Raw genomic sequence first — 13,324 nt, forward strand, 5'->3', positions numbered from 1 at the left:
CCGCTCTTCCAGATCGACGTAGGAGAACAGCTTGCCCGATCGTTCGTCCGTACCGCGCATCCATCGGCCCCGTTTATCGCGTCCTGCCTCGATGAATCACCTCACAGCGCGATAGCCAAGCCCTTTTTCAGCAGCCTGTTAATGGTTGAACCGTAGCCTGACCGCTACGGACATGGCATGTGCGGGCAACCCCTCGGCGTTCGCCAATGCGACCGTCGCCGGGCCAAGCTCCGTTAGCGCACTCTCGTCCAGCCCCAAGAAGCTCGTTCGCTTCATGAAGTCCAGCACGCTCAAGCCGCTGGCGAAGCGGGCGCGGCGGCCGGTGGGGAGGACGTGGTTGGGGCCGGCGACGTAATCGCCGATCGCTTCGGGGGTGTGGCGGCCGAGGAAGACCGAGCCGGCGTGGCGGATGCGGTCGAACAGGGCATCGGGCAAGTCGACCGCGAGCTGGAGGTGTTCGGGGGCTAGGCGGTCGACCAGGGGGAGGGCGTCCTCGAGCCGTTCGACGACGACGATCGCGCCGTTGGCGTCCCAGGCGGCGCGCGCCGTCGCGGCGGTGGCGAGTTCGGGAATCTGGCGGTCGACTGCTTGCGCGACCTTGTCCGCGAAATCGGCATCGTCGGTGAACAGGATCGACTGGGTCGTGACATCGTGCTCAGCCTGGCTGAGCAGGTCGGCGGCGATCCAGTCGGCGGGGTTCTTGGCATCCGCGACGACGACGATTTCGCTCGGCCCCGCGACCATGTCGATGCCGACGACGCCGTAGAGCTGGCGCTTGGCCTCCGCGACCCAGGCGTTGCCGGGGCCGGTGACGACATCGACCGGCGCGATCCGGCCAGCGCCATAGGCGAAAGCGGCGATCGCCTGCGCGCCGCCGACGCGCCAGATCTCGTCGACCCCCGCCAGGTGCGCGGCGGCGAGGACGAGGGGGTTGACCTCGCCGTTGGGGGTCGGGGTCGCCATCGCGATCCGCTCTACCCCTGCGACCTTGGCGGGGATGGCGTTCATCAGCAACGACGAGGGGTATGCGGCGCGGCCGCCGGGGACGTAGAGCCCCGCCGCGTCGACCGCGCGCCAGCGGGCGCCGAGACGGACGCCTGCGCTGTCGGTGTAGTCGGTATCGGCTGGGCGCTGCTTCTCATGATACGCGCGGATGCGGTTGGCGGCGAGGACGAGGGCGTCGCGCAAGGTCGAGTCGAGGGCGTCGAAGGCGCGTTCGCAGGTCGCGGGTTCGATCCGCCAGCCGCTGGCGTCGAGGTCGTGGCGGTCGAGTTTCTGGGTTAAGGCACGCACCGCCGCCTCGCCTTGGTCGCGGACGCTGCGGATGATCGCGGACACGTCGCGCGCGACATCGGCGTCGGCCTCACGGCGAGCGTTCACCAGTGCGTCGAACTGCGCGGCGAAGCCGGGGTCGCGGGTGTCGAGGCGGATCATGCCGCCGCCCTTGCAGCAACCGCCTGCCGGAACGCCTCGACCAGCGGCACCACCCTTGCGCGGGTCTTCATCGCGGCGCGGTTGACGACCAGACGCGACGTGACCTCGGCGATCACCTCCACCTCGACCAACCCATTCTCCTTCAGCGTCCGGCCCGAGGACACCAGATCGACGATCCGCGGCGCGAGGCCGAGCGTCGGGGCGAGCTCCATCGCGCCGTTGAGCTTCACGCATTCGGCCTGCACGCCGCGCGCCGCAAAATGCTGTGCGGTAATGTGCGGATATTTGGTGGCGACGCGGACGTGGCTCCAGCCGCGGGGATCGTCATTCTCGGCCATTTCCGCCGGCTCGGCGACCGAGATGCGGCAATGGCCGATGCCGAGGTCGACCGGCGCGTAGAGCTCGGAATAGGCGAACTCCGCGAGTACGTCGGAGCCGACGATGCCGAGCTGCGCCGCGCCGTGCGCGACGAAGGTGGCGACGTCGAACGCGCGGACGCGGATCAGCGCGATGCCGGGGTCGTCGGTGGCGAAGCGCAGCGCGCGGCTGTTCTCGTCGCCGAATGCGGCCTCGGGACGGATGCCGGCCGCGGCGAGGAGCGGGAGCGCTTCGGCGAGGATGCGGCCCTTGGGCACAGCGATGATAATGGGATCGGGCACGCGCGGGCTTTACGGAGGGGTCGTGGGCGGCGCAACAGATGCGGATGGCCGACGAGCACGCCAACCGCGAGTCGTTCCGCATCCAGGCGGCCTATTGCGAGGCGATGGCCGCGCCGGTGACCGCGCTTGTGTCGCTGGCGCTCGCCAACGCGCTGACGCGCGATACGCTGACCGGCGCGAAGGCGCTCGATTGGGCCGGCGAGCCGGTGGCGGATGCGCTGGCGCTGCGGCTGGTCGGGGGCTTGCATGCGTTGCACCGGGCGCGGGTCGACCCGGCGCTGTCGGCGGTGTTCGAGGGGCGGACGGTCGAAGGTGCAGAGGACGTGCTGTGCGGGGTGCTGGCGCGACACGATGCGGCGCTGCTGCCGTGGCTCGACGGGCCGCCGCAGACCAACGAGGCGGGGCGCTCGGCGGGGCTGATGACGGGGTTGCTGCACGTGGCGGAGCGGTTCGGCCCTTGCGTCGAGTTACTGGAGATCGGGTCGAGCGCCGGGCTGAACCTGCTGATCGACCGCTTCCGCTTCGATCTGGGCGGCGTGCGGGTGGGGGCGAAGGATGCGCCGCTGGCGATCGTTCCGGCGTGGCGCGGGCCGCCGCCACCGGGCGCTCGGATCGAGATCTTGAGCGTACGCGGGGTCGACATCGCGCCGGTCGACGTGCGCTTGCCCGAACAGGCGGCGCGGCTGGAGGCGTATTGCTGGGTCGATGCCGCCGAGCGGTTGGTGCGACTGGAGACCGCGATCCGGCTGGTGCGCGAACACGGCGTCGCGCTGGAGCAGGGGGACGCCGCGGACTGGGTCGAGGCGCGGCTGGCCGAGCCGCAGGACGCAGGCGTGACGCGGGTGCTGATGCACTCGGTCGTCTGGCAGTATATCCCCGCCGACCGCCGCGAACGCATCCGCGCGGCGATGGACGCGGCGGGCGCGCGCGCGACGGCGGAGCGCCCGCTCGGCTGGCTGATGATGGAACCCAACCGCGACCTCCACCGGCATGAGGTGCGAGTGAAGGGCTGGCCGGGTGACAGGCCGATGGAGCTGGTGGCGCTGACCCATGCGCATGGGGCTTGGGTAGAGGGGCTGGCGCCACGATACTAGACTCGGGACTATGTGATGCGACGAGGGGCTTACGAGGGGTAGATGGTCGCGAATGTCCGGGTGGGGTGGAAAGCGGACAATGAGTAATCGCACTTCAGCCGTCTAGATGGGCGCTTAAGTTGTCGCATGTGCGTACAACATCGTCGCTCCACACTGGGCCCTCGTGCAAGATCGGGTGCGGCCAGATGCGCCACAGGGCCACGCCTGGAGATCGCGCGATGGTGAATCGCTGCTCTTTATAGGCCAAGGGGTCGCCCTTCTCATCCGGCCAATCGGACCACACCCATACTACGGGTATTGTGAACCCGTCAGCCAGCAGCACACCTTTTCCAGCTAGTAGATCGATTGGCACTTCGCCAAGGCCTTGCAGTCGTCTATACGCTCGTCCTTGCCTGGGGACACGGCCTAGAACGGTCTTAACGACGAGATCGCGACACGTCTTAGTCCAAGCTGGTTTTGCCCAAGCTCGCCATTGTCTTCTGCTAGAAAAATCATTTGGGCCACGTGGTTCAGAACCACCCGCTCTCCACAAGGGACCGTCCTCAAACACCAGTCCAGATCGCGGGTCTTTTAAAAGTATACTTCTTGGTGCGCCTGATCCGGGCTGCTTACTTCTTTGAGAAGTTTGGGGCATTGCGTCGCAGGAGAGTAGCGCCAAGGCCGCTCCGGCGATCCACACAATCGTGGTAAATCGATCCATGCGATGGGCATAACTTAAAGTGGTCATGTCCGCTATTGGGCGTAAGCGGTCGTTCGCTAAGCCGCCTCGATCACACCCCCCATCGCCGCATCGCGGCGATCACCGCTTGCGGGTTTTCCCACGGCACGAAATGCCCCGCGTCGACCTTCTCGATGGTCAGGTCGGGCACATAGTCGGCGAGTCCCAATTGGCTCGGCAGCAGCGCCTTGTCCTGCATGCCCCAGATGACCAGCACCGGCATCGTCGTGGGCGGGAAAGGTGCGTCGAGGAAGGCGGGGCGGGGGGGCTGCTCGTCCATCGCGGGGACCTGGATGGCGCTGGCGCGGTACCAGTTGAGCATCGCGGTCATCGCGCCGGGCTGGCCCCATTCGTTGAGGTACGCGGCCTTGTCCTCGCCCGCGACCGCGGTGGTCAGCACCTTGGCGAAGGTCGACGAGAAGAACCGCTCCAAGCCGGCGTTGACCAGCCCCTGGTCGATCGTGGTGTCGCGGAAGTGGCGGATGTACTGGCTTGCCTTGTGCTGCTCCGGGTCGTCGAAGATCGTCCGCTGGAAGACCAGCGGGTGGGGGGCGTTGACGATCACCAGTTTCGTGACGCGCTCCGGGTGCCCGAGCGCCGCCATCCACGCGACCGCGCCGCCCCAATCGTGGCCGACCAGGGTGAAGGTGTCGATCTTCAAATGGTCGGCGAGCGCGAGGAGGTCGGCGACGATCTTGTCGGGCGTATATTGGTCGACGCCCTCGGGCTTGGACGAGCGTGCGTAGCCGCGCTGGTCGGGGGCGATCACATAATGGTCGCGCGCGAGATCGGGCAGGATATGGCGCCAGGTGCGGTGCGATTCGGGGAAGCCGTGGAGCAGGATAATCGCGGGCGCGGCGGGGTCGCCGGCGATCTGGACGTCCAAGTCGACACCGGTGGGCAGGGCGATGCGTTGGAGTGCGTCGGGCATGGTCTCTCCTGAGTGCCTACGGATAGCTGACCGTGTTCGGGACCTCGGGAATGGCGATCCATTCCTTGTCGTCGCCGGGCACCTTTGGGAACTCCCCGGCGGTCCACGCGCGCTTGGCTTCGGCGATGCGGTCGGGGCGGCTGCTGACGAAATTCCACCAGACGTGGCGCTTCGTTGCGAACGCGTCGCCGCCGCACAGCATTGCGCGTGCGCCCGTCTCCGAACGCAAGGTCGCGGCGATGCCGGGGCGCAGGACGTAAAGGCGCTGGGCTTCGAGCGGCATGCCCTCCAGCGTCGCTTCGCCGAACGCGAGATAGACCGCGCGCTCTTCGGCGACCGCATCGATCGGCACCGATGCGCCCGCACGCAGGCGGATGTCGGCGTAGATCGCGCCGGCCAACGCGGTCGTCGGTGCGCGGCGCCCCCACAGCTCGCCCATGACGACGCGGGTGAGGATGCCATCGTCGGAGATCACCGGCAGGTCGTCGGCGGCGACATGCTCGAAGGCGGGGTCGATCTCCTCCTTGCCGTCGGGCAGCGCCAGCCACGTCTGGATGCCCGACAGCTGCGGCCCGGCCGCGCGTTCGTCGCCGGGCGAGCGTTCGGAATGGACGATGCCGTGTCCCGCGGTCATCAGATTGACCGCGCCGGGTTCGATCCGCTTGGCGGTGCCGAGCGAATCGCGGTGGTTGATCGCGCCGTCAAACAGATAGGTCACGGTCGACAGATTGATGTGCGGGTGCGGACGCACGTCGATACCGCCGCCGGCATCGAGCTGCGCGGGCCCCATCTGGTCGAAGAACAGGAACGGGCCGACCATCGTCCGCGCCTTGTGCGGCAGCGTGCGGTGGACCTTGAACCCGCCGAGGTCGTGGGTGACGGGGGTGAGGACCTGCTCAATGAAGCTATCGAACATGCGCGGGCTCCGTGGCATCGAGAAGGGCGATGAGGTCGGCGGGGTAGATCACGCCATCTGCTTTTGGGTCGTGGCTCGCGATCTCGGCGCGGGTGAACCAGCGCGCGCCGGTCATCACGCGCCGTTCGAGCGGGGTCAGCGCGGCGTGCGCGACGTCGTGGGCGTCGATGTCGACGCGGAAGTAACGTTCGTCGGCGGTGACCTCGACGCCTTCGAAGGTCAGGAACTCGGCGGTGCGCTGCGCCACCTGAGGTCCGCAGTCGATGTCGAGGCCGGTTTCCTCCCACAACTCACGCCGCGCCGCGGCCTCGTACGTCTCGCCCGGGTCGACCGCGCCACCCGGGGTGCACCAGAGCGGCGGGCGGTCGCTGGGAGCGAAGCGCATCAGCAGCGTGCGCGCCGCCGCGTCGACGAGCAGGATGCGCGCGGCGGGGCGGGGCAGTCTCATTCGGCGTCGAGCTCGGGATAATGGCGGAAAATGCCGTCCTCGTTGAACGCGATGCGGCGATTGCTTTTCAGATAGGCGCGAACGCCGGGTAGCTCGGCGATCTGGTCATGGATCGCGATCAGGTTGGGGAAGCGCGGCTCCAGCGTCGCCATGCGGCGGGGGAACATGTAGCGCAGCCCCTCGACCAGCTGGAACAGCGAGCAATCGGCGTAGGTCCAGCGGTGATCGATCAGCCACTCGCCCGGATTGCACGCCGCGTCATGCTCGAACCAGGTGAGATACTTGGGCATCCGCCCCTCGCGAAACTGCTCGGCGGCGCGCAACGCTTCGGGTTTCTGCTCTTGGTAATAAGCGCCGACCGACACCGGGTGGTGGACGTTGTGGACCTCGGCGACCATGTCCGCGATCGTCAGCTGGACCTGGTTGAGCCAGAGCCGGTCGGCCATGTTCGACGGCGCCAGGTCGTGACGTTCGCCCAGGAACATCAGGATGACGGCGACCTGCGAGATGACCAGTCCGTCGAGCGCGATATAGGGCGGGGCGAAGGGCGTGCGGCCGGTACGCGCGGCCATGTCGGCGACCAGCGCCTCGGCGCCGCCTTCGCGCGCGCGGTCGACATAGGGGATCTCCGCGGCCTCCATCGGCAGGCGAACGAATTCGCCGCGGCCGGGGATCGAGGGCCAATACCACAGGTCGTAGGCCATTCAGCTTTCCCCCGGTGCGCGCGCGCCGATCGCCAGCGCGTGGATGCGGGTGGCGAGCAGGTCGGCGAGCGCGTGGTTGATCAGCCGCTGCCGCGCGACACGAGTCAAGCCGGTAAACGCTGTCGCTTCGACCTCGACGCGGAAATGGGTCTCGCCGGTGCCGTCGTCGCCGCTGTGGCCGGCGTGGAGGTGGCTCTCGTTGACAACCGCCAGCCGGGTCGGGGACAGCGCCGCGGTCAGCCGATCGGCGATCACGTCGGCAAGAGGAGGCGCGGGCGGGGCGGTGGAAGTGGCTGTCATCGCGCCTATATAGCCCGCTTTGCCTGATGCGGGGAATTGGTGGCAGCCGACAAGGAAGGAAAGAACACGCGGGCGCGCTTCCACGGGCGAGTGGAAGGCGTCGGCGAGCCGTGCGCGGTGTCCGGCTGCCCCGAGCCCGGCGAGTTCCGCGCGCCATCGCGTGAGGCGCGTGCGCCCGGCGCCGGGCCACGCCCGTTCCGCTGGATGTGCCTGGAGCATGTCCGCGCGTTCAATTCGCGCTACAATTTCTTCGATGGCATGACCGTCGACGAGATCCACCTGGCGCAGCGCCCGTATGCGGGGTGGGAGCGCGAGACGCGGGCGTTCTCGGGCACCGGCGATCGGGGGCCGCGCTGGGCCGATTTCGCCGATCCGCTCGATGCGATCGCGGCGCGGTTGCGGCAGGAGCGCGGGGAAGGGCGCGCCGACGGCAAGCCGCTGTCGGCGCAGGACCGCACGAGTCTCAAGGTGCTGGGGCTGGAGGCGGATGCGGACCGGACCGCGCTGCGCCGACGCTACAGCGAGCTGGTCCGCCGCTACCACCCCGATCGCAACGGCGGCGACCGCAGCCACGAGGAAGCGCTGCAAAAGGTGATCGCGGCGTACCAGCATCTGCGCCGGGCGGCGGCGTTCGCGTGACGCATCAGTCGCGATCGGGTGCGCCGAGCGGAAAGAAATGGCGGTACGGCCGCGCCTCTTCGACGCAGCGCGAGACCGACGGGCGCGCGAGCGCACGGGCGCGGTAAGCGCGCAGCGTAGCGAAAGATGCCGGAATCCCGTGCACCCAGTCCGCATAGAACAGCGACGGCGCGGCGGCGCAATCGGCCAGCGTGAAGTCAGCGCCCGCTGCCCAATCCCTTCCCGCGAGCCGCGCATCGAGCCAGTGATAAGCCTTGTCGAGCGCTTTGCGCGCCCGCGCTATCCGCGCGGCGTCGGGCGTGGGCGTCAAGAACGGCAGATGCTCGGCAACCACGGCCTGAACCGGGGTCATCACATGGTTGTCGAAGATGCGGTCGAGCATCCGCGCTTCGCGTGCGGCGTCCGTGTCGAGAGGGATCAGGCCGGGGGCGACATGCTCGACGATGACGGTCGATTCGATGATCGGTATTCCCTCGTCGACCAGCAGCGGGAATTTGCCGACCGACCAGTGGGCAAGGAACGCAGCCTCGTTCTCGGGGTGTTCGTCGCCAGCGATATTGCGGAATTGGAATGGCGCGCCGGTCTCGTACAGTGCGATCAGCGCCTTCCAGGTATAAGACGAGAAAGGGTGGCCGAAGAGCTCCAGCATCACCAGCCACCCCTGCGCATCTGGCCCTGCCTTTCCTGTTCGCGTGCGCTCGTCGGCGGCCCAGGGAACGTGCCGATCGCGACTGCGCCGGCAGGCTCGTAGGTCGCGACGACCACGCCGCCGGGCGAGACCTCGTGCGCCGTCATCCGCAGCGTGCCCGATGGCGTCCCCTCGCCGAACAGCCGCTTGCCGCCCCCGAGCACGACCGGAAACGTCATCGTCGTCAACCGGTCGAGCAACCCGGCGTCGAGCAGCTGGGGGTAGAGCGTGCTCGATCCCTGGATCAGCAGATCGGGACCATCCTCTGCCTTGAGCGCCGCGAGCGCGTCGATCCCGCCCAAGCGGTGGCTGTTCTCCCACGGCAGTGCCTGGTCGCCGCTGCTCAGCACATATTTGCCCGCGCGGTTGAACGACACGGCTATCGGCGCGGCTTCTTCGCCGTCGTAGAAGGGCCAATAGCCGGCGAAGATGTCGTAGGTTCGCCGCCCGAGCAGCAGGTCGAACCGCCCGGCGAAGAACGCGTCGATCGTTCGCCCCACCAGCTCGTCGGCGGCCGCGGGCATCCAGCCGCCCAGCGCGAAGCCGCCGGTCCAGTCCTCGCTAGGGCCCCCAGGCGCCTGGACGACGCCGTCGAGCGACTGGAACATTGCGCCCAGGATTCTACGCATCGTCGCCCCGTACCGCCGCCTCGATCGCGGCGACATCGATCCTGGTCATCGTCATCATCGCCTCGAACGCGCGTTTGGCGGCCGCCTTGTCGGGGCTGGCCAGCGCCTGAGTCAGCGCGCGCGGGACGATCTGCCACGACAGGCCCCAGCGGTCCTTGCACCAGCTGCACTGCGACTCGCTGCCGCCGCCCTCGACGATCGCGTGCCAATAGCGGTCGGTTTCCGCCTGGTCGTCGGTGTAGACCTGGAACGACACCGCCTCGTTGAAGGTGAAATGCGGTCCGCCATTCAGGCCGACGAAGGGCATGCCCAAGACGGTGAACTCGACCGTCAGCACGTCGCCCTCTTGTCCCGACGGATAATCGCCGGGCGCGCGGTGGACCGCGTCGACGCGGCTGTCGGGAAAGGTTGCAGCGTAGAAGGTCGCGGCATCGTGTGCGGTGCCGTCGAACCACAGGCAGGGTGCGATGCGGGCCATCGTCATGCTTCCTTGTTCGGGCCGACGACACCGAAGTGGACGCCATGGGGGTCGCTTGCGACGACGGTCATCATGCCGCCGGGGACTTCGGAAGGGCCGTGGCGGACAGTGCCGCCGTGCGCCTCGACCGCGGCCTTGGCGGCGTGGACGTCGGGCACGCCGAAGTAGAACAGCCAGCCGGTGGGACTATCGGGCGCGGCGCGCATCGTCGCGCCGATCGTTTGCCCGCCCGCTTCGACGAAGCAATACTCGCCCATGTCGCCCATCGGCATCCCGCCGGGATAGGTCCAGCCGAAGACCTCGGCGTAGAAGGTGTTGGCCGCCTGCTCGTCCGGGGTGGCGAGCTCGTTCCAATTGCACTTGCCGGCCGCGTCACGGTGCCACGCAGTGCTGGACGCGTCGCTCGCGCCCCGCATGATGTAGAAGGGCGTGCCTTGCGGATCGGCGGCAAAGGCCATCCGGCCGACGCCCTCCAGGTCGAACGGTCCCATGTGAACCTGCCCGCCCTTGGCCTTGATCGTCTCCGCCGTGGCATCGACGTCGTCGACGCCGACGTAGAACAGCCAACGGGGCTTGCCGCCCCCCGCCTCCATCTCGGGCGTCATCCGCATCACACCGCCGACCAGGCCGTCGCCGGTGTCGATCATTCGATAGTCCATCGGGCCGGAGGGCTGCGGCTCGATCGTCCAGCCGATCACCGCGTCGTAGAAGGTCTTGGACGCGTCGGGATCGGCGGTGACGAGTTCGTACCAGATGGGGGTGCCGTGGGGATTGATCATGAGGGTCTCTCCTGATTGATCCTTCCTCGCTATCGCGAGGGAGGGCTTGCGTCGGTCACTCGTCCACCAGCACCCGGAACCCGCCGTAGATCATGCGTGGGCCGTCGAAGGGCATCGGCGTGTCGCCGGGCTGCAATCGTGGGTCGGCCATCACCTTGGGCCAGCCCGCGTCGCGGGTTTCCTTGTCGGGCCATTCGATCCAGGAAAAGACGACCGTCTCGCCCTCGCCTAGGTGCACCGCACGGCGGAAGTCGGTGACCTTGCCGTCGGCGACGTCGTCCTCCCACGCCTCTACGACGCGGGTCGCGCCGTGTTCCCTGACGACCGACGCCATCCTGGCGGCGAAGTCGCGGTACGCCTCGGGGGTGACGCCCGGCAGGACGGGGCTCAGGAATCCGTCGATATAGCTCATGCGGCTTGCTCCTGTGTCTGCGCCGCCCGCATCCGGTCGGCGGGTTCGAAGGCGGCGAGGTGGTCGGCCATCGCCTGGACGAAGGCGGGCCGAGCCTCTCCGCGGGCGACATACTCCGCCAGCTTGGCGTGCTCGGCAAGCAGCGACGCATCGCCGATCTGGCGCAGCGCGCTGACCATGGTCAGGTCGCCCGCGGTGAAGGCGTCGCCATCGAGCCACGGCGCGTCCCCGAGCGCGTTCGCGACGCCCTGCAGGCGCGCATGCAGGCGGTCGACGACCGCGGGGCGGCGCTGCGCGGACCAGGGCTTGTCGGCCTCGAACAGGTCGCATTGCATGAGGTCGAAGATCGTCGGCTCGACCGAATTGAGCGCGGCGATCGCCCATTGCTCGGCGCGGGCGCGTGCGGCGCGGTTGCCGGGGAGCAGCCCGGGCAGGGTTCGCGCGATATGGAGGACGATCGCCCCCGATTCGAAGATCGCGACCTCGCCGTCGTCCCACGTCGGTACTTGCCCGAAGGGCTGGCCCGCGCGGTGATCGGGGCTCTTGGCCTCGTCGAAGTCGATCAGGTGGGTGCGGTACGGCAGCCCGACCTCTTCGCACGCCCAGCGCGCGCGCACGTCGCGGACGAAGCCGCGGGCGAAATCGGGCACCCAGTCGAAGGTGGTGATGACGGGGGTCATTCGAGTCCCTCTCCTTTTTTCGAATCGGTGTTTGCATGGGATGCCCAATGGGCTTATCGAAAGCAACCGTGAAGTTAGAAAAAACAACCGAACCGACACGACGTCGCTACGATGATGCCTGCGGCACCGCGCTTGCGCTCGATCTGGTCGGCGAGCGATGGTCGCTGTTGATCGTGCGCGAGCTGATGTTCGGGCCGCGTCGGTTCGGCGAGGTGCGCGCGAACGTGCCGGGCGTCAGCGCCAACCTGCTCACCCAGCGGCTGGAAGGGCTGGAAGCGGCGGGCATCGTGCGGCGCAGGCGGTTGCCGTCGCCCGCGAACGTCCAGGTCTATGAACTGACCGAATGGGGCCTTGAGAGCGAGCCGATCTTCGAGGCGATGGTCCGCTGGGCGTTGCGATCCCCGGCGCACGACCCCTCGCTGTTCCTCAGTCCCGCCTCGCTGATGATGTCGCTGCGCGCGCTGTTCGACCCTGCGCGCGCGGGCGGATGGACCGCGCGGATCGGCTTTCGGTCCTCGGGGGACGTGTTCGTCGGCACGATCGCCGACCGTGAGTTCCGCGCGCGCCGCGAAGATCCAGCGGCGGCGGATGCGGTGTTCTCAGGCGAGCCGGGCAAGTTGATCGGCGTGATCTACGGCAACCGCCCGATCGCCAATGCCGAAGCTGCAGGGGTGCTGAGCGTGACGGGGAACCGCGCCGCCGCCGAACGGTTCGTCACCCTGTTCCCATTCCCGGCAAAGGTGAGCGGTTGAGTCGCGCGTGCGCCTTGGCCTAAGGCTTGCCGCATGACCGATATCCCCAACACCCAGCCCGACAGCCGCGAATCGACGATCCTCGACGCGCCCGACAAGATGGTCAGCGTGCGCGACCTGTTCGGGCTCGACATCGACATGCAGGTGCCCGCGTTCAGCGAGGCCGACGAGCGCGTGCCCGATCTCGATCCGGCGTATGTATTCGATGCCGATACGACGCTGGCGGTGCTGGCAGGATTCGCGCACAACCGGCGGGTGATGGTGCAGGGCTATCACGGCACCGGCAAGTCGACGCACATCGAGCAGGTCGCGGCGCGGCTCAACTGGCCGTGCATCCGCATCAACCTGGACGCGCACATCAGCCGCATCGACCTGATCGGGCGCGATGCGATCGTGCTGAAGGACGGGCAGCAGGTCACCGAGTTCCGCGAGGGTCTGCTCCCCTGGGCGTTGCAGACCCCGACCGCGCTCGTCTTCGACGAATACGATGCTGGGCGTCCCGATGTGATGTTCGTGATCCAGCGGGTGCTGGAAACCGAGGGCAAATTGACGCTGCTCGACCAGAACCGGGTGATCCGTCCTTCGCCTTGGTTCCGCCTGTTCGCGACCGCCAATACGGTGGGGCTGGGCGACACCAGCGGGCTGTACCACGGCACGCAGCAGATCAACCAGGGGCAGATGGACCGCTGGAACATCGTCGTGACGCTCAACTACCTGCCCGCCGCGGTCGAGGCGCAGATCGTGCTGGCGAAATCGGGCGAATACGACAAGCCCGACGGCAAGAAGGCGGTCGACAGCATGGTCCGCGTCGCCGACCTGACCCGCAAGGGCTTCGTCAACGGCGACATCTCGACCGTGATGAGCCCGCGCACCGTGATCACCTGGGCACAGAATGCGCTGATCTTCGGCGATGTCGGCTTCGCGTTCCGGCTTTCGTTCCTCAACAAGTGCGACGAGGCGGAACGGCCGCTGGTGGCGGAATATTACCAGCGGGTTTTCGGCAAGGACCTGCCGGAGAGCGTGGTGGGAAAGGCTTGAGGCGGAGAGTGGACTAAGGTAGTTG

17 protein-coding genes are annotated in these 13,324 nt (G+C 68.0%); 4 read left to right on the forward strand and 13 right to left on the reverse strand.

Annotated elements, in window-relative coordinates:
* Positions 1-138: 138 nt before the first annotated feature.
* Both hisD and hisG read right to left on the reverse strand, forming a co-directional pair.
* Positions 139-1,434 carry a histidinol dehydrogenase gene (hisD, locus tag ACE5C1_RS05860; protein ID WP_374943126.1) on the reverse strand — a complete coding sequence of 432 codons (1,296 nt, stop codon included), beginning with the start codon at positions 1,432-1,434 and terminating at the stop codon, positions 139-141.
* Positions 1,431-2,093 (reverse strand): ATP phosphoribosyltransferase, encoded by a 663-nt coding sequence (hisG, locus tag ACE5C1_RS05865; protein ID WP_374943127.1) that lies wholly within the window; start codon positions 2,091-2,093, stop codon positions 1,431-1,433. Before hisG ends, hisD begins: the two co-directional genes overlap by 4 nt.
* 44 nt (positions 2,094-2,137) lie before the next feature.
* On the opposite strand from hisG, the gene ACE5C1_RS05870 reads away from it, so the two are divergent.
* Positions 2,138-3,187, forward strand: coding sequence for a DUF2332 domain-containing protein (locus ACE5C1_RS05870; protein WP_374943128.1), 1,050 nt, complete (start codon positions 2,138-2,140; stop codon positions 3,185-3,187).
* 770 nt (positions 3,188-3,957) lie between these two features.
* Here ACE5C1_RS05870 and ACE5C1_RS05875 read toward each other — a convergent pair.
* From ACE5C1_RS05875 to ACE5C1_RS05895, 5 genes are read right to left on the reverse strand one after another with little or no spacing between them, the layout of a single operon-like run.
* The gene (locus tag ACE5C1_RS05875; protein WP_374943129.1) at positions 3,958-4,836 is read right to left on the reverse strand and encodes an alpha/beta fold hydrolase; all 879 of its coding nucleotides are present in this window, start codon (positions 4,834-4,836) and stop codon (positions 3,958-3,960) included.
* A 16-nt stretch (positions 4,837-4,852) separates the two neighbouring features.
* Positions 4,853-5,752, reverse strand: coding sequence for a pirin family protein (locus ACE5C1_RS05880; RefSeq protein WP_374943130.1), 900 nt, complete (start codon positions 5,750-5,752; stop codon positions 4,853-4,855).
* A complete protein-coding gene (locus ACE5C1_RS05885; RefSeq protein WP_374943131.1) occupies positions 5,742-6,200 on the reverse strand; it encodes an NUDIX hydrolase in 459 nt (152 codons plus the stop codon). Before ACE5C1_RS05885 ends, ACE5C1_RS05880 begins: the two co-directional genes overlap by 11 nt.
* Positions 6,197-6,904 carry a glutathione S-transferase gene (locus tag ACE5C1_RS05890; RefSeq protein WP_374943132.1) on the reverse strand — a complete coding sequence of 236 codons (708 nt, stop codon included), beginning with the start codon at positions 6,902-6,904 and terminating at the stop codon, positions 6,197-6,199. The genes ACE5C1_RS05885 and ACE5C1_RS05890 overlap by 4 nt, the downstream gene beginning before the upstream one ends.
* The gene (locus ACE5C1_RS05895) at positions 6,905-7,204 is read right to left on the reverse strand and encodes a BolA family protein (RefSeq protein WP_374943133.1); all 300 of its coding nucleotides are present in this window, start codon (positions 7,202-7,204) and stop codon (positions 6,905-6,907) included.
* A gap of 39 nt (positions 7,205-7,243) precedes the next feature.
* Here ACE5C1_RS05895 and ACE5C1_RS05900 point away from each other — a divergent pair, with 39 nt between their 5' ends.
* A complete protein-coding gene (locus ACE5C1_RS05900) occupies positions 7,244-7,843 on the forward strand; it encodes a J domain-containing protein (RefSeq protein ID WP_374943134.1) in 600 nt (199 codons plus the stop codon).
* Positions 7,844-7,847: 4 nt separating this feature from the next.
* Here the strand turns inward: ACE5C1_RS05900 and ACE5C1_RS05905 are convergent, their stop codons facing one another.
* The 6 genes from ACE5C1_RS05905 to ACE5C1_RS05930 are packed head-to-tail and all read right to left on the reverse strand — an operon-like array spanning position 7,848 to position 11,509.
* The gene (locus tag ACE5C1_RS05905) at positions 7,848-8,495 is read right to left on the reverse strand and encodes a glutathione S-transferase family protein (RefSeq protein ID WP_374943135.1); all 648 of its coding nucleotides are present in this window, start codon (positions 8,493-8,495) and stop codon (positions 7,848-7,850) included.
* On the reverse strand, positions 8,492-9,160 hold the full coding sequence (locus ACE5C1_RS05910) for a dihydrofolate reductase family protein (protein ID WP_374943136.1): 669 nt from the start codon (positions 9,158-9,160) through the stop codon (positions 8,492-8,494). Before ACE5C1_RS05910 ends, ACE5C1_RS05905 begins: the two co-directional genes overlap by 4 nt.
* Positions 9,153-9,638, reverse strand: coding sequence for a VOC family protein (locus tag ACE5C1_RS05915; RefSeq protein ID WP_374943137.1), 486 nt, complete (start codon positions 9,636-9,638; stop codon positions 9,153-9,155). The genes ACE5C1_RS05910 and ACE5C1_RS05915 overlap by 8 nt, the downstream gene beginning before the upstream one ends.
* A gap of 2 nt (positions 9,639-9,640) precedes the next feature.
* The gene (locus ACE5C1_RS05920; RefSeq protein ID WP_374943138.1) at positions 9,641-10,417 is read right to left on the reverse strand and encodes a VOC family protein; all 777 of its coding nucleotides are present in this window, start codon (positions 10,415-10,417) and stop codon (positions 9,641-9,643) included.
* Positions 10,418-10,472: 55 nt separating this feature from the next.
* A complete protein-coding gene (locus tag ACE5C1_RS05925) occupies positions 10,473-10,829 on the reverse strand; it encodes a DUF1428 domain-containing protein (protein WP_374943139.1) in 357 nt (118 codons plus the stop codon).
* Complete coding sequence (locus ACE5C1_RS05930; RefSeq protein WP_374943140.1) at positions 10,826-11,509, reverse strand: glutathione S-transferase family protein; 684 nt, start codon at positions 11,507-11,509, stop codon at positions 10,826-10,828. Before ACE5C1_RS05930 ends, ACE5C1_RS05925 begins: the two co-directional genes overlap by 4 nt.
* Before the next feature lie 68 nt (positions 11,510-11,577).
* Here ACE5C1_RS05930 and ACE5C1_RS05935 point away from each other — a divergent pair, with 68 nt between their 5' ends.
* Both ACE5C1_RS05935 and cobS read left to right on the forward strand, forming a co-directional pair.
* A complete protein-coding gene (locus ACE5C1_RS05935) occupies positions 11,578-12,261 on the forward strand; it encodes a winged helix-turn-helix transcriptional regulator (protein WP_374943141.1) in 684 nt (227 codons plus the stop codon).
* A gap of 33 nt (positions 12,262-12,294) precedes the next feature.
* Complete coding sequence (gene cobS, locus ACE5C1_RS05940; protein ID WP_374943142.1) at positions 12,295-13,299, forward strand: cobaltochelatase subunit CobS; 1,005 nt, start codon at positions 12,295-12,297, stop codon at positions 13,297-13,299.
* Positions 13,300-13,324 lie beyond the last annotated feature (25 nt).

It is taken from the genome of Sphingomonas sp., from assembly GCF_964263785.1.
In the GTDB taxonomy this organism is placed as follows: domain Bacteria; phylum Pseudomonadota; class Alphaproteobacteria; order Sphingomonadales; family Sphingomonadaceae; genus Sphingomonas.

Bases quoted from the DNA above. Each gene is read 5' to 3' on its own strand.
- hisD (WP_374943126.1), bottom strand. From the start codon at position 1,434: ATGATCCGCCTCGACACCCGCGACCCCGGCTTCGCCGCGCAGTTCGAC.
- ACE5C1_RS05870 (WP_374943128.1), top strand. From the start codon at position 2,138: ATGGCCGACGAGCACGCCAACCGCGAGTCGTTCCGCATCCAGGCGGCC.
- ACE5C1_RS05875 (WP_374943129.1), bottom strand. From the start codon at position 4,836: ATGCCCGACGCACTCCAACGCATCGCCCTGCCCACCGGTGTCGACTTG.
- ACE5C1_RS05880 (WP_374943130.1), bottom strand. From the start codon at position 5,752: ATGTTCGATAGCTTCATTGAGCAGGTCCTCACCCCCGTCACCCACGAC.
- ACE5C1_RS05885 (WP_374943131.1), bottom strand. From the start codon at position 6,200: ATGAGACTGCCCCGCCCCGCCGCGCGCATCCTGCTCGTCGACGCGGCG.
- ACE5C1_RS05890 (WP_374943132.1), bottom strand. From the start codon at position 6,904: ATGGCCTACGACCTGTGGTATTGGCCCTCGATCCCCGGCCGCGGCGAA.
- ACE5C1_RS05895 (WP_374943133.1), bottom strand. From the start codon at position 7,204: ATGACAGCCACTTCCACCGCCCCGCCCGCGCCTCCTCTTGCCGACGTG.
- ACE5C1_RS05910 (WP_374943136.1), bottom strand. From the start codon at position 9,160: ATGCGTAGAATCCTGGGCGCAATGTTCCAGTCGCTCGACGGCGTCGTC.
- ACE5C1_RS05915 (WP_374943137.1), bottom strand. From the start codon at position 9,638: ATGGCCCGCATCGCACCCTGCCTGTGGTTCGACGGCACCGCACACGAT.
- ACE5C1_RS05920 (WP_374943138.1), bottom strand. From the start codon at position 10,417: ATGATCAATCCCCACGGCACCCCCATCTGGTACGAACTCGTCACCGCC.
- ACE5C1_RS05925 (WP_374943139.1), bottom strand. From the start codon at position 10,829: ATGAGCTATATCGACGGATTCCTGAGCCCCGTCCTGCCGGGCGTCACC.
- ACE5C1_RS05930 (WP_374943140.1), bottom strand. From the start codon at position 11,509: ATGACCCCCGTCATCACCACCTTCGACTGGGTGCCCGATTTCGCCCGC.
- cobS (WP_374943142.1), top strand. From the start codon at position 12,295: ATGACCGATATCCCCAACACCCAGCCCGACAGCCGCGAATCGACGATC.